At 67.3% G+C, this 19,535-nt stretch carries 18 protein-coding genes and 1 tRNA gene; 5 read left to right on the top strand and 14 right to left on the bottom strand.

What is annotated here, in order from left to right; genetic code table 11:
• The first annotated feature begins 99 nt into the window (after nucleotides 1–99).
• Nucleotides 100–1,422, top strand: a complete 1,323-nt coding sequence (locus tag AVS7_RS12680) for a hemolysin family protein (RefSeq protein ID WP_024001501.1) — start codon at nucleotides 100–102, stop codon at nucleotides 1,420–1,422.
• A gap of 57 nt (nucleotides 1,423–1,479) precedes the next feature.
• Here AVS7_RS12680 and AVS7_RS12675 read toward each other — a convergent pair whose 3' ends face one another.
• Nucleotides 1,480–2,154: an HPP family protein gene (locus tag AVS7_RS12675; RefSeq protein ID WP_020228775.1), complete on the bottom strand. Its 675-nt coding sequence runs from the start codon at nucleotides 2,152–2,154 to the stop codon at nucleotides 1,480–1,482.
• A gap of 54 nt (nucleotides 2,155–2,208) precedes the next feature.
• Here AVS7_RS12675 and serS point away from each other — a divergent pair, with 54 nt between their 5' ends.
• The 3 genes from serS to AVS7_RS12660 all read left to right on the top strand — a co-directional run bounded on the left by serS (nucleotide 2,209) and on the right by AVS7_RS12660 (nucleotide 4,472).
• Nucleotides 2,209–3,525, top strand: a complete 1,317-nt coding sequence (gene serS, locus AVS7_RS12670; protein WP_020228774.1) for a serine--tRNA ligase — start codon at nucleotides 2,209–2,211, stop codon at nucleotides 3,523–3,525.
• Between the two features lie 34 nt (nucleotides 3,526–3,559).
• A tRNA-Ser gene (locus AVS7_RS12665) sits at nucleotides 3,560–3,649 on the top strand.
• A gap of 292 nt (nucleotides 3,650–3,941) precedes the next feature.
• Nucleotides 3,942–4,472: a type II secretion system protein gene (locus AVS7_RS12660; protein WP_024001500.1), complete on the top strand. Its 531-nt coding sequence runs from the start codon at nucleotides 3,942–3,944 to the stop codon at nucleotides 4,470–4,472.
• 152 nt (nucleotides 4,473–4,624) lie between these two features.
• On the opposite strand, the gene AVS7_RS12655 is transcribed toward AVS7_RS12660, so the two are convergent.
• The 13 genes from AVS7_RS12655 to AVS7_RS12615 all read right to left on the bottom strand — a co-directional run bounded on the left by AVS7_RS12655 (nucleotide 4,625) and on the right by AVS7_RS12615 (nucleotide 18,261).
• On the bottom strand, nucleotides 4,625–5,947 hold the full coding sequence (locus AVS7_RS12655) for a helicase RepA family protein (RefSeq protein ID WP_020228771.1): 1,323 nt from the start codon (nucleotides 5,945–5,947) through the stop codon (nucleotides 4,625–4,627).
• Nucleotides 5,937–6,281, bottom strand: coding sequence for a hypothetical protein (locus AVS7_RS23825; protein WP_082176503.1), 345 nt, complete (start codon nucleotides 6,279–6,281; stop codon nucleotides 5,937–5,939). The genes AVS7_RS12655 and AVS7_RS23825 overlap by 11 nt, the downstream gene beginning before the upstream one ends.
• A 79-nt stretch (nucleotides 6,282–6,360) precedes the next feature.
• Nucleotides 6,361–6,621 carry a hypothetical protein gene (locus tag AVS7_RS23820; RefSeq protein ID WP_024001498.1) on the bottom strand — a complete coding sequence of 87 codons (261 nt, stop codon included), beginning with the start codon at nucleotides 6,619–6,621 and terminating at the stop codon, nucleotides 6,361–6,363.
• Nucleotides 6,622–6,725: 104 nt separating this feature from the next.
• On the bottom strand, nucleotides 6,726–7,559 hold the full coding sequence (locus AVS7_RS24435) for a nuclear transport factor 2 family protein (RefSeq protein ID WP_144425099.1): 834 nt from the start codon (nucleotides 7,557–7,559) through the stop codon (nucleotides 6,726–6,728).
• A 103-nt stretch (nucleotides 7,560–7,662) separates the two neighbouring features.
• Complete coding sequence (locus AVS7_RS12650) at nucleotides 7,663–7,995, bottom strand: addiction module antidote protein (RefSeq protein WP_020228770.1); 333 nt, start codon at nucleotides 7,993–7,995, stop codon at nucleotides 7,663–7,665.
• Entirely contained in the window at nucleotides 7,992–8,321 is a 330-nt protein-coding gene (locus tag AVS7_RS23815) for a type II toxin-antitoxin system RelE/ParE family toxin (RefSeq protein ID WP_024001496.1), read from the bottom strand. The genes AVS7_RS12650 and AVS7_RS23815 overlap by 4 nt, the downstream gene beginning before the upstream one ends.
• Before the next feature lie 19 nt (nucleotides 8,322–8,340).
• A complete protein-coding gene (gene ligD, locus AVS7_RS12645) occupies nucleotides 8,341–10,257 on the bottom strand; it encodes a non-homologous end-joining DNA ligase (RefSeq protein ID WP_020228769.1) in 1,917 nt (638 codons plus the stop codon).
• A gap of 12 nt (nucleotides 10,258–10,269) precedes the next feature.
• Nucleotides 10,270–11,271 carry a Ku protein gene (locus AVS7_RS12640; protein ID WP_020228768.1) on the bottom strand — a complete coding sequence of 334 codons (1,002 nt, stop codon included), beginning with the start codon at nucleotides 11,269–11,271 and terminating at the stop codon, nucleotides 10,270–10,272.
• A gap of 122 nt (nucleotides 11,272–11,393) precedes the next feature.
• Complete coding sequence (locus AVS7_RS12635; RefSeq protein WP_020228767.1) at nucleotides 11,394–13,709, bottom strand: CHASE2 domain-containing protein; 2,316 nt, start codon at nucleotides 13,707–13,709, stop codon at nucleotides 11,394–11,396.
• A 70-nt stretch (nucleotides 13,710–13,779) separates the two neighbouring features.
• Nucleotides 13,780–15,477 (bottom strand): FecR domain-containing protein, encoded by a 1,698-nt coding sequence (locus tag AVS7_RS12630; RefSeq protein ID WP_020228766.1) that lies wholly within the window; start codon nucleotides 15,475–15,477, stop codon nucleotides 13,780–13,782.
• Nucleotides 15,478–15,492: 15 nt separating this feature from the next.
• Complete coding sequence (locus tag AVS7_RS12625) at nucleotides 15,493–16,215, bottom strand: response regulator transcription factor (protein WP_024001494.1); 723 nt, start codon at nucleotides 16,213–16,215, stop codon at nucleotides 15,493–15,495.
• 78 nt (nucleotides 16,216–16,293) lie between these two features.
• Complete coding sequence (locus AVS7_RS12620; protein ID WP_020228764.1) at nucleotides 16,294–17,592, bottom strand: tryptophan--tRNA ligase; 1,299 nt, start codon at nucleotides 17,590–17,592, stop codon at nucleotides 16,294–16,296.
• A complete protein-coding gene (locus AVS7_RS12615) occupies nucleotides 17,593–18,261 on the bottom strand; it encodes a site-2 protease family protein (protein WP_020228763.1) in 669 nt (222 codons plus the stop codon).
• Nucleotides 18,262–18,380: 119 nt separating this feature from the next.
• On the opposite strand from AVS7_RS12615, the gene AVS7_RS12610 reads away from it, so the two are divergent.
• Nucleotides 18,381–19,526, top strand: a complete 1,146-nt coding sequence (locus tag AVS7_RS12610) for a methyl-accepting chemotaxis protein (protein WP_024001493.1) — start codon at nucleotides 18,381–18,383, stop codon at nucleotides 19,524–19,526.
• Nucleotides 19,527–19,535: the final 9 nt, after the last annotated feature.

Here is a 19,535-nt window from a genome sequence, read left to right as displayed (position 1 = left end):
GCGGGGCATGCGCCACGCGCCGGCAATTCCCCGCACAATGCAGGGCTTCTTACAATTTCTGCATCTTCACACCACGGGAGCGCCACGGGCTTCCCACTTATGGAAATAGCAATACTGTTCGCCCTCATCCTGCTCAATGGACTGTTCGCCATGTCCGAGCTGGCACTGGTTTCGGCACGCAAGGCGCGCCTGCAGAAGCTGATCGATGAGGGCGATAGCGGCGCCATCGCCGCCGCCAAGCTGGGCGAGGACCCTACGCGCTTTCTCTCCACCATCCAGATCGGCATCACCTCCATCGGCGTGCTCAACGGCATCGTGGGCGAATCGGCGCTGGCCAAGCCGCTGGGCGATTGGCTCATCGGCCTGGGCGTGGAGGCCAAGGCCGCGGGCTACGCCGCCACGGGCCTGGTGGTGGTGCTCATCACCTACTTCTCCATCGTCGTGGGCGAGCTCGTGCCCAAGCGCCTGGGCCAGAGCCACCCCGAGACGCTGGCGCGCCTGGTGGCCCGCCCGATCAACTGGCTGGCCATGGCCACCAAGCCGTTCGTGCAGCTGCTGTCGCTGTCCACGCGGGCGCTGCTGCGCCTGCTGGGCGTGAAGGAGAACCCCTCCACCGTGACCGAGGACGAGATCCACGCCGTGCTGGCCGAGGGCACGAGCGCGGGCGTGATCGAGTCGCACGAGCACCAGATGGTGCGCAACGTGTTCCGCCTGGACGACCGGCAGATCGGCTCGCTCATGGTGCCGCGCGCAGACGTGGTGGCGCTGGACGTGCAGGACTCGTTCGAGGAGAACCTGCGGCTCATCGAGGAATCCAACCACGCGCGCTTTCCCGTGGTGCGCGGCGGCATGGAGAACATCCTGGGAGTGCTCAGCGCCCGCCAGTGGCTGGCGCACGCGGTGCGCGAGGAAGCGCAGGGCCGCGAGCTGATGGCGCAGCCCCTGCAGGCCGCGCTGTACGTGCCCGAGACCATCAACGCCATGGAGCTGCTGCACGACTTCCGCCAGTCGGACGTGCACATGGCCTTCGTCATCGACGAATACGGCGAGGTGCAGGGCATCGTCACCGTGCAGGACATCATCGAGGCCATCATCGGCGAATTCCAGCCGCGCGACCCCGAGACCTCCTGGGCCGTGGAGCGCGAGGACGGCTCCTGGCTGCTCGACGGCCACATCCCCGTGCCCGAGCTGAAGGACCGCCTGAACCTGGCGAGCGTGCCCGAGGAAGAGCGCGGCCGCTACCACACGCTGAGCGGCATGCTGATGCTGCTCACCGGCAAGCTGCCCAGCGTGACCGACACCGTGCAGTGGGGCGGCTGGCGCTTCGAGGTGGTGGACATGGACGGCAAGACCATCGACAAGGTGCTCGCCAGCCGCGTGCCGGACACGGTGGTCACGCCGGACGACGCGACGGATTTATAAGGAATCAGGCTCCAGCGCTTATCTGACAAGCGCTGACAGCTATTTATTCAATAGCACTCAGCTCCACAGGTCCAATGGCGGGTCGGCGGCCACGGCGCGCAGGATGTCCGTGCGCGAGATGAAGCCCGCGAGCTGGCCGCGCTCGTCCGTCACGGGCAGGCCGGGCAGGTCCGTCTCCAGCAGCACGTTGGCCACGTAGCGCAGCTCGGTATCGGCCGTCACTGTCGGCACGGGGCTCACCATCACCTCGGACACGGGGCGGCGCGCGAGTTCGATGGCCTGCTTCACCGCGCCGGGCTCGGGCAGCAGGTCCAGCGGTGCCATGTCGGCGCGCAGCAGCAGCCCCACCACCTGGCCCTGCGCGTTCACCACCGGGGCCTGGGCGATGCGGTGCTCCGCCAGCGTCTGCCAGGCGTCGTTCACGCGCGTCTCGGGCGCGATGCCGAGCGAGCCGCGCGTCATCACGTCGCCCACGCGCGACAGGGGCTGGCGCGGCTGGGCCGGGCCCAGTTCGGTCTGCACGTAGGCCGAAACGGCCTCCAGCAGGCGCAGCGGGCGGGGCTGCGCGGGTGGTGGCGGCGGCGGCGGCTCGGGCGCCGCAGGTGCGTCCGCATCCAGGGGGCGCGTGCGCAATGCCTGCGGGCGCTGCACGCGGCGCACGGGCGCTACCTGTGCCAGCTTGTCCGGCCCGCCGCGGTACATCTGCCCCGAAGGGCCAAACACGAAGAACATGGCTTGCCTCCTGCTTCCCATGTTATCGACGGCCGGGCCCTAAAATCAAAGGCTATGCTCGACATCCTCCTCCTCCGCAAAGACCTCGCATCGGCGATCGCCCGCCTGGAAGCCCGCAAGAAGCCCCAGGCCTTCCTGAACGTGGAGGCCTTCCAGTCCCTGGAATCCGAACGCAAGACGATCCAGACGCGCACCGAGGAGCTGCAGTCGCAGCGCAACCAGCTCTCCAAGCAGATCGGCGCGCTCATGGGCAATGGCGAGAAGGACGCCGCCGAGGCCGCCAAGGCCCAGGTCGCCGCCCTCAAGGCCGAGCTGGACGGCTCCGCCGCCCGCCTGGAGCAGATCCAGGCCGAGCTGCAGGCCATGCTGGCCGCCGTGCCCAACCTGCCGCACGAGAGCGTTCCTGTGGGGCCGGACGAAACCGGCAACGTGGAAGTGCGCCGCTGGGGCACGCCCGGCGCATTCGGCTTTGCCGTCAAGGACCACGTCGACCTGGGCGAGCCCCTGGGCCTGGACTTCGACATGGGCGTGAAGCTCTCGGGCTCGCGCTTCACCGTGATGAAAGGGCCGATCGCCCGCCTGCACCGGGCCCTCTCGCAGTTCATGCTCGACGTGCAGACGCAGGAGCACGGCTACACCGAGTGCTACGTGCCCTATGCGGTCAACGCCGAGTCGCTCAAGGGTACCGGCCAGCTGCCCAAGTTCGAGGGCGACCTGTTCGCCGCCAAGAAGGGCGGCCAGGACGGCGAGCCCGTGCCCGACCATTCGGCGCTCTACCTCATTCCCACGAGCGAAGTGCCGCTCACCAACTTCGTGCGCGACGTGGTGGTGCCCGAATCCGAGCTGCCCATCCGCCTCACGGCCCACACGCCGTGCTTCCGCTCCGAGGCCGGCAGCTACGGCCGCGACACGCGCGGCATGATCCGCCAGCACCAGTTCGACAAGGTCGAGATGGTGCAGATCGTGCACCCCGACAAGAGCTACGACGCACTGGAAGAGATGACGCGCCACGCCGAGGCCGTCCTGCAAAAGCTCGGGCTGCCCTACCGTGTGGTGTGCCTGTGCACGGGCGACATGGGCTTCGGTGCTGCCAAGACCTACGACCTGGAAGTCTGGCTGCCCGCGCAGAACACCTACCGCGAGATCAGCTCCGTGAGCAACTGCGAGGCCTTCCAGGCACGCCGCCTGCAGGCGCGCTTCAAGAACGCCCAGGGCAAGAACGAACTCGTGCACACCCTCAACGGCTCTGGCCTCGCCGTGGGCCGCACGCTGGTGGCGGTGCTGGAGAACTACCAGAACCAGGACGGCAGCATCACCGTGCCCGAGGTGCTGCGGCCTTACATGGGCGGGCAGGCCGTGCTGGCTGCCTGAAATTTGCTGCTAGAATTGCGGGCTTCGACACACAGGAGAGGTGGCAGAGTGGTCGAATGTACCTGACTCGAAATCAGGCGTACGTGCAAGCGTACCGTGGGTTCGAATCCCACCCTCTCCGCCAGTACAAAGGAAACCCCGCTATCGCTTTGGTAGCGGGGTTTTTCTTTTTCCCTTCATGTAGCCACCATGTAGCCAGAAGTCACAAGTTTCGCGCCGTCAAGCTGGCTTATCGAGTTTCACAATTTGAAATTGAGTGTTCATTGCGCCTCTCCGTCCCCGCATGAATTAGACAAGCTTCCAGGGTCCCCCGCCGCACGGGACCGGTCACACAACAGTAGCCTTTGACCGGCTACATGCCGCTGGCCTCGAAGAAACATTACGATACGGTTTATTGATCGTTCGAGGGGCGGGGTATGTTGACATTCAGACGCCAAAAGGGATTTGGCTTGCTTCACATCTTGAGTGCATTGGTGGTCCTGATTGCGTTATCAGTCGGGTTTAACGTCTATAAAACGAATCAGAGAAAAGCGGAGGTAGCCCGACAAGAGTTGCAGAGGCAACAAGAGGCAGAGAAAAAAGCGCTTCGTGTGAAGCAACTGAACGAGCATAAAGACAAGGTCCTATCGATGCTGCGCAAGTGGGATGATGCCCTGAACCTCGCTGGCATGACGTCCCGCATCGCCCTTGCACAACCCATTTCCCAGATGCAGGCTGTCAGACGTGAGGTTGGTGAGTTCAAATTCAACGAGTGCTTCGATAAGAGCACGTCAGCGATGGAAACGGCGATGGGGAAGGCGATATTTGCCTTTGAGATGTTTGTTCGCTTTCCCAACAACCACTCTGCTTCTGAAACCACTTCAGAGTATCTTGCGGACTCAGCAAAGCGGCTCGCATCAGCTAGGAGCGACTTGGACAGATGCGTCGATACCGGGGCTTCGGATTAGCAGCAGTCTCTTCTAACTATTGTTCCTCAGTCCAGCGCAACAAAAATCTGCCTCCCGGCCACCGAACCCACCCCCCTCTTATAAGGGGGGCGGTGCATTTCGGTTACGGAACCCACCGAAAACGGGGAAAACGGTGAATTTCGGTTGCGGCCTTAAGCAAGCCACAGCCACCCATCGCTGCAACCCATCACCCCTCGTGCCACCAATCCGGTGATTGCCTCTCTGGTACGTGTGGCACGCCGGTCCGTGGCGCATGTAAGTCTTGCAGCCCCTGCGGATATTGCGGCCTCCAGTTCGATACAGGGGTGAAAGGGCGGCGCTCCGGGCTTGCCTGTTTCGCCCGCACTGAACATGGGGCGCAGGGCATCAAGAATCACCCGCTGATTGCCACCCTGGGGCAGCTTCACAGTCCGCACGTCCTGGTTAGCGGTGTCACACAGCACTACGCACGAAGTGATGGCCTCGCCAGTTTCCTCCGCCCCCAGCGTTTCCACTTGCAGCTTGAACTGGTGTGCGATTCCGTCCTTCCCGTCCTTGGATTTCGCAACCTTCCATTCCCGGCGGTCGCCATCGCGAGAGACCTCAATAGCTGCGTCCATAGCGGCGAATAGCGAACTGTGCCCGCGCAACCCCCGCGTGCTGTCCTTGCCGGTGTGGTGAATCAGGACCACAAGACAGCCTGTCACGGCTTGCAAGCGTTTGGCGGCTTCCAGGATTTCGCCCATATCGCGCGAACTGTTCTCGTCTGAAGTCGGCGCTGCCCGGTTCAGCGTGTCCACAAACACAATCGCGCCAGGAGGCACCACAGCGGCAAGGTCGATAACGTCCTGCGCCTCGGTGAGCTTGAATGATTGCAGCATCATGCGCAGCCCATCGGGCAGCGTGCGGCCCCGGCTTGTTTCCCACGCTTGGGCACGCAGCTTGAACCCTGCTTCACCCTCCAGCGCGGCATACACAACAGGCGCGGCCTCTACCCGGCAGCCAAACCAGTCTTGCCCTTCGGCAATGGCTGCTGCCATGTCGAAGGCCAGGAATGATTTACCGGATGCGCTCGGCCCATACAGCGCGGCAAGCCCCACGGCAGGCAACACACCACGCACACGCCACGCCAGCGGCGGCAGGTTGCGCAGCTCATTGCCTCCCAGTAGCTTGTACCGGGGCTCGTTCGATGCTCTTGCCTGCTCCACTTGGTCCGGGAAGTCCAAGGGTTCAAACTTTGCGCTGGCGCTGCTCACAAGGTCGGCAATCTGAGCGCGGCGGGCCTCCAGGTCGGGGCAGGGAGGAAAACACCCCGCGGCCGCCCATTTCGGGGGATGCTTGGTGTCATACGCACTGCGCCACTCAAGACACTCGTCTGCCCACTTTCGCAGGTCTTTGCCCTGCACTTGTGCTTGTGAAGCACGGTAGGCCGCCTGGGAGTACGCGCGCCGGAACGCACGCTCTGCAATTTTGCGTGCTTCGCGCTCAGTCATCATGGCGGGCATCCTTCGCAGGCGAAGACTTGGCAAAAAATGCGAGAACCTTTTGGCGGTCTGCGTTCGTCAGGGAATAGATGCCTGGGGCGCATTTTTTGCCGTCACGGTCTATACGGCGCAGGCGCCTGCATGGCAGCTCAAGCCCCAGCTTTCTCAAACTGCGCACCAACTGGGGGGAGTTGCTGCACCCTGCAATTTGGTCGGCTTCCTCTCGGCTGCGAGAACCATGCAGGAGCGATGTGAGAAAGCGAAGGTGACGCGGGTTGCTGGTGCCTTTAAACTGTGCGCTGTTCGGGGCGCTCGGGTTTTCTTTGGAAGGCTCGGGCGTTTTCATTTTGCAGCCCTCCAGCGTTGAAACCAGCGGGATGGGGCTGCGCACCACAGTGCCAGCCACAGGCGGTTGATGGCGGCGCTCATTGGGTCAGCCCCAGTGCAGCGCGGATGCCAGCCACAGGCCAGCACAAGCGCCCTTGCAGGCGCACCGGGCGCAGGCCATCGGGAAAGGTTTCAGCGCATGCCCAGCCCCTCAAAGTCTGGGGGCGGCGCAGCAAATAATGGGCGGCCTGTTCGGTTGGAACCGTGGGGCGGTTGACCAGTTCAAGCGGCGGGAACTGCTGGGGCTCAGTTGCAGCGCGGCGGGTGTCGGCGCTGTGTTCGGCGGGGCTGGTTTGCATCGCTTTGCACTCCAAAAAGTTGGGATGCAGCGATGATTTTTCGGGGGTGTAGATTTCCCCTAGCTTGTCGGCTCAGGCGGGCGCTTATCGGCCCTAACGGGCGCTTACCGGGCGCTTGTCATCCTTCCGATTGCCTTGCGGATTGCTTCAAGGTTGGCTGGTTTCGTGTCGCCTCCGGCGTCGTAATAATCGAACCCGTCCTGCAGCACTTTCGCAAGTGCGGCGGGTTTGTTGTTGCGCCAGGCCTCCAGCACATCGCGGGCAGTCGGGCGAGGCCTGCCTTCACGGTATGCAGCGGCAAGCAAAAGATACAAGGGCTCGCCATACCCTCTGAATCGCTGGGGCCTGCGAACTGTCCAGGCAGTTGGACTGCTGATACTGTTTTCACTAGGGGCGGGCGGTGTGGCTTCAGCGTTGGCGTTCCCCAACTTGAACAACGACTGAGCCCCGTTCGCAGCAAACCACGCAGTTAATAGTTCGGAAGGCTCTATGCTGTGTTGTGCTAACCAGTCTCGCATGGCGTTCCAGTCAATTTTGAAAGCATGTTGCTTGTCGCTCTCCGGGACGGGAGTTGAATAGATGGGTTGTATGGGGTCCGTCATACGCAACTCGCCTTGAACTATGACGAGCCGTGCCGGCCTGTGATGCGGAATCTTGTTTTGAATGCAGTCCCGCATCAAGCCAAAACGCAACGCATTTTCGCGGTCTGGTTCACGAGGGTGCTGCAAGCGTGCAACCATCCCGTAACTGAGTTTGTCGGGCCATCCCCGCGCAATCCACCCTCGTCCCTGCTTGATTTTGCTATCCAAACCTAGGACCACAGCGGCCGTGTTCCATGTCGCTTCGTGCTGAACCATGTGAGCGAATAGTGCGGGGTTATATGCAGAAATAGTGCCTCTGCGCGCCACTGAAGGCGGCCTGGTGTTTTCGTTGGTCATGCGCACCCTTTCAAATGCAGCCTCCAGTTGGTGCCCCACTAGGTATGTGAAGGTGTCAGACTTTTCAACAGGCTTGCGGCCCTGCCTAGCTCGGGCGAAGCGGTCAGGCGTGCGCGCCGTCCTGCCGCGTCACAGCCAAATGCAGGCCAGCGGCGCCCAGCACGGCCAGTAGCGTTTTCACTGTGGGGTTTCCTTTGGGCCCCAGCGCACGGTAAAGGCTTTCTCGCGGTATACCCGCACGCTCTGCCACTGCGGCCATGCCTTGCGCTTCGGCCACATGGCGCAGGGCGGCCAGCAGCGCAGTTTGTCCACCGGGTTCGTCGGCTTCTTCCAATGCAGCGGCCAGATACTCATTGGCAAAGTCGGGGTCTGCCTTCAGCAGTTCCACCACGGCGGCATCATGCGGGCGGCTTGCGGGTTGCTTGTTTGCGGTCATGTCGGTTTCCTTCGCTGTTGCCAGTCGCGCCAGTTCGCAAGGGCTGCGGTAATGTCCGATTGCTGGGTGCGCTTGTCGCCACCTGCCAGCAGCAACACAAGGCGCTTTCCGGCTTGGGCGTAATACACGCGGTAGCCCGGACCCCAATCAATGCGCAGTTCCCAAACCCCCTCGGCAATGGGTTTGCAGTCCCCAAAGTTGCCAGCAGCCATGCGGCCCACTCGCACCAGCACACGAGCCCTTGCTTGTCTGTCTGCCAGCGCGGCAAGCCATTGCGCGTATGGGTCTTGCCCGTTGGGGCTCAGGTAGGTCTGAACTTCAAACATGGGCGCTGTGAATTATACGTTACACCACCGCACGCAGTGCCCCGGGCGCGGCCTTGGAATCAAACACAACCCCGGCCTGTTCCAGAATCCAGGCCTCGATGCGCTCGTGGTGCACGCGCAGCAGGTCCAGCGGGCGCACGGTGTAGTGCTTTTCAGCGGTTGCGCTGGGCTTGTGGCCCATGATTTGGGCGACGACCCCTGCGGGGATTTCCAACCACTCAGTGAGGCTCTTGAAACTGCGGCGCAGGCCGTGCACTGTCAGGGCGTCGATACCGGCCACGGCACAGGCGTCATGGTGCGGATTGCGCGGAATGACGATGCAGCCCCCGGCGGCGGTAGCGCTGGAGAAAACAAAGTCATTGCGGCGCGGCAGGGCTGCCAGCAGGTGACACACATACGGTGTCAAAGGAATAACGCGGGTGCCCTTGTCATCGCGCAGGCCGCGGAAGACGGCGTGGCGCACCTTGCCTTCCTTCGTCCACCCGGCAAAGGACACCTCGGCCACGAGCCGGGGCTCCACCCAGTGGGCCTTGCGGCCCAGGGTGGGGGGCAGGCGGAAAGGCGCTTCCTCGGCCCGCAGCGTTTGCAGCTTGCGCAGCAGTTCCGCCAGCACATGCTCGCTGAATCCGGAGCCGACATTGCCGGCATGGCGCAGCACGCCCTTCGAATCATGGACGCCCAGCAGCAGCGAGCCGAAGCCTGTGCGCGAGCCTTGCGGGTCGGTGTAGCCGCCGATGACGAACTCCTGGCGGTGGCTGCACTTGAGCTTGATCCAGTCGGTGCTGCGGTGGGAGGTATACGCACTGTTCTTGCGCTTGCCGATGATGCCCTCGAAGCCCAGCCGGCAGGCGGAAAGCACCAGCGCACCCGGCTGGGCCTCGAAGGCTTCGCTGAAACGCACCTCGTCCGTCGTTGTGCCCTCGATGGCCGCCTGGAGCATTTTCCGCCGCTCGACGAGGGGCAGTCCGCGTAGGTCCCGTCCGTCCGCATAGGGCAGGTCGAAGGCATAGAAGACGAGGTTGGCGGTCGAGCGCTGGTCGAAAGCGTTCTGCAATGCCTGGAAATCGGGGATGCCCTTGCTGTCGAGCACCAGCACCTCCCCGTCGATCCAGCCCGAACGCAGCGGCAGTGCGGCCATGGCCCGGGCAATGGCAGGCATGCGTGAAGTCCAGTCGTTTCCGTTGCGGGTGACGAGGCGCACCTGGCCGGAGGCGATATGCGCCAGCACGCGGTAGCCGTCGAACTTCAGCTCCCATACCCATTGCTCCGCGTCGTGCGGCGGCGCTTCCACGAGGGTGGCCAGCTGGGGCGCAAGCGTGGGGGGAAGGCGTGCCCGCGGCGGCTCCTTCGCAGGTGCATCGGCTTGCGGGGCCGGGACGGCCAGTGGTGGGGCGGATGCGACGCTGTCGGGCAGGGCCTGCACCACGTCGAATTCGCTGGCAGGGTGCTCCAACCCGTCGCGCTCCTTGATGAACAGCCAGGCGGGCTGCTTCTCGTCGCCCCGGCCGTGCATGCGCACCAGGGTCCAGCGCCCCTGCAGCTTGTGTCCATGGAGCGTGAATTTCAGCCTGCCCTGGCGATAGCCTTCCTCCGGATCGCCGATGGGCACCCAATATCCCCGGTCCCAGATGATGACGCGCCCGGCGCCGTACTGTTTGGCCGGGATCTGGCCCTCAAAATCGTTGTACGAGAGCGGATGGTCTTCCACCTGCACGGCCATGCGCTTGTCGGCAGGGTCGTAGCTGGGCCCCTTGGGCACCGCCCAGCTCTTCATGGCACGGCCGATTTCAAGGCGCAGGTCATAGTGCAGCCGGCTGGCCCAATGCTTTTGGATCACGTACTGCAAAGCACTCCCGCCCGGCCGGCCTCCCTGCGCAGGTTCCGGCGTGACGGTGAAGTCGCGCTTCTTCCTGTAGGGCGCCAGGGTGTCTTTCATGGGCCTGTCCCCTCATGGGGCCGCGCGGCGGCGCGATGTCTGCTGGGCCTCCTTGGCCGAAGCGCTCTTGCGCGGCGAGGTCTTGGCAGCAGGCTTGGAGGCAGGCTTTCGCGGCGCCGCAGACTTGGCTGCGGGCGGCGCAGGCGCCGCTTTTGCGCGCGTGGGGCGGGGCGCGGGCTTGCCGGCCAGGCTGCGCTTGAGCAGCGCGGTGAGGTCCAGCACCTCCGCGCCTGCGGGTGCCCGTTCGGTCTCCGCCACCTTGGCCACCTGGGTGATCTCTCCCGCAGCGGCCTTGGTCTCGACGAGCTTGTGGATCTCTTCGGCGAACGAATTGCGGAACTGGTCCGCGTTCCAGGTCTGCGTCATGTCGTCGATCAGCTGCATCGCCATCGCCAGCTCCGCGTCCTTGATCCCGGCCGCCTTGGCGTCCTGCGGGGGAAGATCGAGTTGCTCGAACGAGCGGATCTCGCCGCCCCAGCGCAGCAGGTTCAGGATGAGCGCGCGGCCGCAGGGGATGAGCACCGCCAGGTGCTGCTTGGACTGGATCACCACCTTCGCGATCCCCACCTTGTTGCTCTTGCGCAGGGCTTCCCGCAGCAGGGCATAGACCTTTTCGCCGCGCTTGAGCGGTGCGGTGTAGTAGGGGCGCTCGAGGTACACGAACGGGATTTCATCCGCGTCGATGAAGGTTTCGATCTCGATGGTCTGCGTGGTCTTGGGAAAGGCCGCGGCAATCTCCTCCGGGGAGAGCACGACATACCGGCCCTCCTCGAACGCGACGCCGCGGACGATGTCTGCGGCCGCCACTTCCTTGCCCGTGGCCTTGTTCACCCGCTTGTAGCCCACGGGCTCCATGGACCGTTTGTCGAGCCAGTCGAAATCGATCCCTGAATTGGCCGTGGCGGAGTACAGGCCCACCGGGATGTGCACGAGCCCGAAACTGATCGCCCCCTTCCACAGGGTGCGGGTCGATGTGGGGGCCTTGCCCTTGTCAGCCTTGTCAGCAGCAGCCATGTGTACGCTCTCGCTCCATCGCAAGGAACGCCTTGGGCCCGAGCGCAAGGCGCAGAGGTGCCTATGCTGGCTTTCGGGGTGGCCGGTGGATGTAGGAGGGAGGCGCCAATTGGGCCTGGCGCTCAGGCGTCTCTTTCGGCTTCCGGCGCATCCGCCTGCGGCAGCACCAGCCGGAACTCGGCCCCCTTGCCGCCCTCGCTGCGCACCTCCACGCGGCCGCCGTGCCGCTGGACCACGGTGTGCACCAACGCCAGGCCCAGGCCCACGCCGCCGATGTCGGGGTGGCTTTCTCCGTGCAGGCGCTTGAAGGGCTGGAACAGGTCGGCCTGCAGTTCCTGCGCGATGCCGGGGCCTTCGTCGCGCACGGATACCACCCAGCAGGGGGCCTGGGCCTGCAGCGCGCAGTGCACGGTGCCCCCCGCGGGGCTGAACTTGATGGCGTTGCCCAGCACGTTGCCGATGGCGCGGCACACGAGGTTGCGGTCGCCCAGGCAGGCGGCATGGGCAGGCCCGGGGGCGAGCTGGACCCGCACGCCGCGCTTGTGCGCGCTGGCCCAGGCATCGTCCACGGCCTCCTCCAGCGCGGCGGCCAGGTCGAATGGGGCGTGGTGGTAGGTATCGGCCTGGGCGCTGGCCAGGCGCACGAAGCTCTGCGCCATGGTCAGCGAGGACTGGGCATAGCGGTCGATGCGGGCCAGCAGATCCGGCTGCGCCATCCTGCCCGGAAATGCGCGCTGCATCTCCAGCAGGGTGAGGATGGAGGCGATGGGCGCGCGGATGTCGTGAGAGATGAAGTGCAGCGCCTGGTCGCGCTGGGCCTGGGCGCGGCGCATGTCCGTCAGGTCCACGAGCGTGGTCAGCCAGAGCGTGCTGTCGTCGTCCGCGAAGGGTTTGCACAGCATGAGCAGGTGGCGCCCCTGGGCGTCGCGCGCTTCCTGCTGCGGCGGCATGGAGGCCAGCTGGCGCGCGTCCCGGGGCAGCAGCAGCGCTCCCGTTTCGGACTGCACCAGGTCCGACAGCACCCGCGTGATGGGCAGGCCCAGCGGGGGCTGCGGGCAGTAGCGCAGCGCCGCTTCGTTGGCCAGGGTCACCCGGCCGCCGGCGTCGCACACGAAGGTGGGCGAGGGCAGGTGCTGCAGGCTGTTGCTCACGAAGTGGTGCAGCTTGCGCAGCCGCCGGGTGGCGTCCTCCACGGCCTGGATGCGCCGCTCCAGCACGTCGCCGCGCAGCAGCGGACGCTCGGGCTGTTCGGGCAGCGGCGACAGGCCGACGCGCTGCAGCTCCTGCATCTCCAGCTGCAGGAAATGCGCGGCGGCGCTGAGGCGACGCCAGCTCCACAGCGGATAGACCAGCGCCACGCCGGCCAGTGCCGGTGCGGCGGCGAGCTGCCAGCCTGCCAGGCCCGGCGCCAGCATGGCGGCGGCCAGGGTGCCGGCGAACCAGGCGGCGCAGGACATCAGGCCCGCCAGCGGTCCCAGCAGCAGGATGCCCAGCAGCGCCAGCGCCACCGGCGCGAGGTTGAAGGCCAGGTTCCAGGCCAGCGGGGCGGGCTGGATGCGCGACTGCGCCAGCTCGGCGTTGAGCGCATGGGCGATCAGCTCCACGCCGGCGATGCGCTCGGAGCGCGAGGCCACGGGCGCCGCGAACATGTCGCCCAGGCCGGTGGCCGTGGCGCCCACGAGCACGTATTTGTCGCGCAGGGCGTTGGCGGGCGCCTGGCCTGTCAGCACGTCGATGTAGGAATAAGTGGCGAACGCCGGCTGGCCGCGCGCGAAGGCCAGGATCTGCGGGTCCTGCCGTACCCAGGGCCCTGTGCCCGCGTCCGTGGAGGCTGCGCATTGCGGGCGGGTGGAGTCCGCGGCGCACAGCATGGCCGTACTGAAGTGCGGCCAGGGCGCCGATGTGGGGCCTTCGAGCCTGAACAGGCCGCGCGCCACGCCGTCGGAATCCACTTGCACCTGCACGTGGCCCAGGGCTGAGGCCGCCTGGTGCAGCGCGGGCAGCGGCAGGTCGGCGGTGCCGCCCTGGCCGCGCCGCGCCACGGGCAGCACGGCGTGGCCGTTGCTTTCCAGCGCGCGGGCCAGCAGCAGGTCGTCGCCGGGGTAGTCGGGGTCTTCCTCGCCGAACAGGATGTCCAGGCCCAGGGCGCGGGGCGATTGCTCGGAAATCTGCCGCACCAGCTGCGCGTGCAGTGCGCGGCGCCAGGGCCACCGGCCGATGGCCTCGATGCTGCGGTCGTCGATGGCGACGATGGCGATGTCCGGGTGCGCCGGCAGCGCGTGCAGGCGCATGCCCGCGTCCTGCACCAGGTGGTCGAGGCGGCGCAGGCCGTCGCTGGCGCACAGCCAGGCCACCAGGCCCAGCAGCAGGGCGGACAGCACCAGCCATTCGCGGCGCAGGCCGGCCCGGCTGCGTGCCTGCACGATGGCCGGGCTCACCGGCCGGCTCCCGCGCACCGCGCTGCGGCGCGAGCGGCTCTCGCGGCGGCCGGGCGGGCGCTCATGGAGCTCAGGGGCGCGACAGCGGGCGGCCGTCCGCTGCGGTGACGGGCAGGCCCGCGCCCGAGCGCACCGGGGGCTGCGCGCGCACCTGGCGCGGGGTGGAGAAGTCGCTCTCCAGCCCCGAGGGGTCGCGGGTCTGGATGCGCACGAAATAGGCGCCCGGCGGCAGGGTGGTGGACGACCAGGCGGGCGCCTCCAGCCGTTCGTCCACCAGTGGCGCGGAGAAGTCCTCGCTGGCCGAGACCTGCACGCGGAAGCTCTGGCCCGGCTCCGCCGGCCAGCGCAGGTGCAGGCCGGGCTGGTCGTCGCCGCCCGTGCTCAATGCGGCGGCGCTCAGCGCTGCGGGGTTGTCGGCCACCGTGAACGCCTGGGGCAGGGCGTACGGGCCCTGGTCCTGCGCGCCGCCGGGCAGCTCGCGGATGCTCGCCACGCGCCAGTGGTAGCGGCCGGGCGCGAGCGCGGCCACCTGCGCGCCGCAGTCCGGCGCGGTGGTGTCGAGCACGGGGGCTGCGAAGTTTTCGTCCTGCGCCACCTGGATGCGGTAGCGCGCCACGCCCACGACGGCAGTGCACGCCAGCGCGCCTTGCGTGTGTGAAAGTGTGCCGCCCGCCGCTGGTGCCTGGTACAGAGGAGGCACGGGGTGCGCCTTGACGGTGATGGCTCGCCGCGCCGGCAGGCCGGGCAGGCCTGTGGCATCCACGGCGCGCACCGCGATGTGGTAGTGGCCGTCTTCCACGGCGCGCAGGCGCAGGGCCGGCGTGGGGAAGGTGCCGCTGCGCAGCACTTCAGTGAGGTCGGCGTCGCGCGCCACCTGCACCTGGTAGGCCACCGCGCCGGCCACGGGGGTGAGCGCCAAGGACAGGAAGTCGGCATCGTGCACCGAGGCCGGCAATGCCGACAGGTCGGGCGCGGGCAGCAGGGCCTGCGGCGCGCCCACGGTGCCGTCCGCCGACACGGCCACGCCCTGGCCGCCGCGCACCTGGGTCGGGGAAGTGCCCGCGGCCCGCGCGGCCTGGCGCTGGTCGACGGCCACCGTGCCTTCCGTGACGGCGGCCAGCGTGCGGCCGTCGCCCTGCAGCTGCACGGCGAAGCGGGTACCGCGCACGCTGGTCGAGGCCATGGGCGTGCGGATCTCGAAGCGGCGCGCGCCGCCCTGGCTGGGAGGCACCGTGGATTCGACGCTGCCGCGCTGCAGCTCCAGCACCGACTGCGCGTCGCCCGCGCGGCCGCGCCGGCGCAACTGCTGCAGCCGCACGTCGGAGTCGGCCTGCACGCGGATCATGGTGCCGTCGCTCAGGCGCACGTTGATGAACCCGTCGGCGGGCACCTGCACGCGCGCGCCCTCGGGCAGGTCCTGGCCGGTCTGCAGCGCCACCGGGTCGGCGGCGCCGGGCAGGAGGACGCGGGCGTCGCCCTGCACGAAGCTCACGCGGGCCGAGCCCATGGGCAGCAGTTCGGCGGGGATGCGCAGTACCGTGCCGGGCTGCAGGTGGCGCGGGTTGCCCACCTGGTTGTGCGCCTGCAGGCGCTGCCACAGGCGCGGAGAGCCCAGGTACTGGGCGGAGAGGGCCTCCAGCGTGTCGCCGGGCTGCACGCGGTGCTCCACGAAGTCGCCCCCGGCGTGCGCGAACCCGCAGGCGGCGAGCGCCAGCGCGAGGGATGCCGCGCGGCATCCGTGGGCCCATCGGCGGTGGAAAGTAGCCATGTCGTTGTCCTCGGCCTACGGTAGGGTGGCGCCGGCGGCGGGCTCGTCCTCGGGCGGCTTCACGGCTTCGAAGCGGTAGCCCACGCCGTACACGGCCGTGATCATGTAGCCGTTGGCGGGCCGCAGGTCGAGCAGCGTGCGCAGGCGCGAGATGTGGGTGTCGAGCGAGCGCGAGATGACCTCGGCGCTCTGGCCCCAGATGATTTCGCGCAGGTGGTCGCGCGAGAGCAGGCGACCCATGTTCTGGAACAGGAACAGCGCCAGCTCGTATTCGCGCGTCTTGAGCTCCACGGGCGCGCCGTTCATCTCCAGCGTGCGCGTTTCGGGCAGGAAGCGGTAGGGGCCGAACTCCAGCACGTGGTTGGTGGCGGCCGGGTAGGCACGGCGCAGCAGGGCGCCCACGCGGGCGGACAGCTCGCCCACGCGCACGGGCTTGGCCATGAAGTCGTCGGCGCCGCAGGCCAGGCCCTGCACGATGTCGCGCTCCTCCTGGCGGTTGGTGACGAAGAGGATGGGCAGGTCGGCGCCGACGTGCTCGCGCACCCAGCCCACGATCTCGGGGCCGGTGGTGTCGGGCAGGTGCCAGTCCACGATCAGCAGGTCGAAGGTCTCGCGCCGCAGGTCCTTGAGCAGCGCCGCGCCGGTGGTGTAGGTGCGGCAGACGTGGCCCATGTCCGTGAGGGCATGGGTGAAGAGTTCAAGCTGGAGCGTATCGTCGTCCAAAGCCGCTATGCGCATGACTCCCCTTTCGTTGGTACGTTTTTGGCCTCTGGCGCTTTCCAGGAAAGCGCGGGTAGCTATTGAAAAAGTAGCAGGTCACTCCGCCGCGGCCGCCAGGGCGCGCAGGGCGGCGGCGGCCTCCTCGGGGCCTGCGCCTTCCACGGGCGCGAGGTGGGGCGCCAGGGCCTGCAGGGCGCCCGCTTCCTTTTGCAGCCGGGCGATGGCCTGGCCCGCGTCGCGCGGCGCGTCGAAGCCCGTGCTTTGCAGCAGCAGGCGGCCGTCGGCGGCCACGAGCTTGAAGTAGAACTTGCCGTCCGCCTCGCGGTACTGCTTGAACGAGGGCAGCTGCGCCCTGTCCGCCTTGCCGGCCTTCGCGGCCTGGGGCTGCGCGGTCAGCGGGCGCAGGCCCACGGCGGTGCGTAGCTGCTGCAGGAAGGGGCGGGCGATGGCGCGGGCGCGCTCGGCGCCGATCTGCAACTGGGCCTCCACCTTCTCCGGGTGGGCCATCAGGTCGTCGTAGCGCGCGCGCATGGGCGTGATCTCGCGGTCGATGCAGTCGAACAGCTGCTGCTTGGCCTCGCCCCAGGCGATGCCGCCTGCGAACGCCTGGCGCATGGCGGCGGTTTCGCCGGGCGTGGCGAAGGCCTGGTACATCTGGAACAGGGCCGAGCCCTCGACCTGCTTGGGCTCGCCGGGCGCGCGCGAGTCGGTGACGATGGCGCCGATGAGCTTCTTCAGCTGCTCGCGCGGCGCGAACAGCGGGATGGTGTTGTCGTAGCTCTTGCTCATCTTGCGGCCGTCCAGGCCCGCCAGCGTGGCCACGCTGTCCTCGATCGCCGCCTCGGGCAGCGTGAAGTGCTCGCCGTAGAGGTGGTTGAAGCTCGCGGCCATGTCGCGCGCCATCTCGATGTGCTGGATCTGGTCGCGGCCCACGGGCACCTTGTGGGCGTTGAACAGCAGGATGTCGGCGCCCATGAGCACGGGGTACATGAACAGGCCCGCACTCACGCCGTCGTCGCCGTCGCGGCCGGCCTCGTGGTTCTTGTCCTGCGCCGCCTTGTAGGCATGGGCGCGGTTGAGCACCCCCTTGCCGGTCACGCAGGTGAGGAACCAGGTCAGCTCGGGAATCTCGGGGATGTCGGACTGGCGGTAGAACGTCACCTGCTGCGGGTCCAGGCCCGCGGCCAGCCAGCTCGCGGCGATCTCCAGCGTGGAGCGGTGCACGCGCTCGGGCTCCTGGCACTTGATGAGGGCGTGGTAGTCGGCCAGGAAATAGAAGTTCTCTACCCCCGGCGTGCGGGTGGCGGCGATGGCCGGGCGCATCATGCCCGCGTAGTTGCCCAGGTGCGGCGTGCCCGAAGGGGTGATTCCGGTGAGAAAGCGCGTGGTGGACATTTATCGAAGCAAAGCGGTGAGAGGGGAGATCAGCAGGTCGATGGCAGCATAGCCCAGCGACATCAGCGGGCGCAGCCAGAGCGTGCCCACGATGCCAGCCACCACCAGCGCCAGCACGATGAAGAAGCCGTAGGGCTCGATGCGCGCGAGCCACTGCGCCTGCCGCCAGGGCAGCAGGCCGGCGAGGATGCGGCCGCCGTCCAGCGGCGGCAGCGGAAACAGGTTGAAGGCCCACATGACCAGGTTCACCAGGATGCCCGCGCGGGCCATCTCCAGGAAGAACCGCTCGCCGACCCCGAAGGCCACCAGCGCCACCAGCAGCAGCGCCCAGGCGATGGCCTGCACGAAGTTGGACGCGGGCCCCGCCAGCGCCACCCAGATCATGTCGCGCTTGGGATTGCGCAGGTGGCCGAAGTTCACCGGCACGGGCTTGGCGTAGCCGAACAGGAAGGCGCCGGACGTGGCGAAATAGAGCAGCAGCGGCATCAGGATGGTGCCGACCGGGTCGATGTGCTTGAGGGGGTTGAGCGTGATGCGCCCCATCATCAGCGCGGTGTTGTCGCCGAAGTGCCGGGCCGCGTAGCCGTGGGCCGCTTCATGCACCGTGATGGCGAACAGCACGGGCAGCGCGTAGATGAGTACGGTTTGGATGAGATTGGAAAGGTCCACGCCGCCGATTGTCTCAGACGTGGGAATTACGCACTGCAGGCTCCGCCAAAGCTTGTTAGCATCGCCCGGATTGTTGCCAATTGCAACAGGAAAAACGAATACGACAGGAGACCAAGGGTATGGACCGGATGACGATTGGAGTGCGCCTCACGCTGGCGTTCGGGTCGCTGGCGGTGTGGGTGTGCGCACTCATGGCCGTGGCTCTGTGGGGGCTGGCGCAGCCGGCGGGCGGGGCGGGCGCGGCCGTCCTCTGGGTCTGGATCCTGGGGGGCGCCGCCGTGGCGGTGGCGCTGCTGTCGCTGTGGTCGCTGCGCCGCGGCATCGTGCAGCCGCTGTCGCAGGCCATCCTGATCGCCGAGACGGTGGCCTCGGGCGACCTGAGCCAGGAGTTCAGCTCCGAGCTGGGCGGCGACTTCGGCCGCCTGCTGGGCGCCCTGGGCACCATGGAGGACACGCTGACCGAGCTGGTCGGGCGCATCAAGCAGTCGGCCGACGCCATCGGCGTGTCGTCCGGCGAGATCGAGGCGGGCAACGTGGACCTGTCGCGCCGCACCGAGGAGCAGGTGTCCGCCCTCACGCAGACGGCAGCCAGCATGGAGCAGCTCACGGCCACCGTGCGCCAGAACGCGGACCGCGCGCGCTCGGCCAGCGGCCTGGCGGTGAACGCGTCGCACACCGCCAGCCGCGGCGGCACCGTGGTGGGCGAGGTGGTGCAGACCATGGACGCGATCAGCGCCAGCTCGCGCAAGATCGTGGACATCATCCAGGTCATCGAGGGCATCGCGTTCCAGACCAACATCCTGGCGCTCAACGCGGCCGTGGAGGCCGCGCGCGCAGGCGAGCAGGGCCGGGGCTTCGCGGTGGTGGCCAGCGAGGTGCGCAACCTGGCGCAGCGCAGCGCCGTGGCGGCGCGCGAGATCAAGGCGCTGATCCAGCAGTCCGTGGAGCAGGTGCAAAGCGGCGCCGGCCTCGTGGGCCAGGCCGGGCAGACCATGCAGGAAATCGTGCAGTCCGTGGGCCAGGTGAGCGGCCTGCTGGGCGAGATCTCGCACGCGCTGGAGGAGCAGAGCGACGGCATCGGCCATGTGAACCAGGCTGTGGCCCACATGGACGGCGCCACCCAGCACAACGCCGCCCTGGTGCAGCAGGCTGCGCACGCCGCCGCCGCGCTGAAGGAGCGCGCCGGCGACCTGCAGCAGGCCGTGGGCGCGTTCAAGCTGGACGACGACGATGCACCCGCCGCCGGCCAGTTGCTACTGAAATAAGAGCTGGTT

The organism is Acidovorax sp. MR-S7 (genome assembly GCF_000400995.2).
Classification (GTDB): domain Bacteria; phylum Pseudomonadota; class Gammaproteobacteria; order Burkholderiales; family Burkholderiaceae_C; genus MR-S7.
The sequence above is the reverse complement of the archived record's forward strand: the minus strand, read 5'-3'. Positions and strand labels throughout refer to the sequence as shown.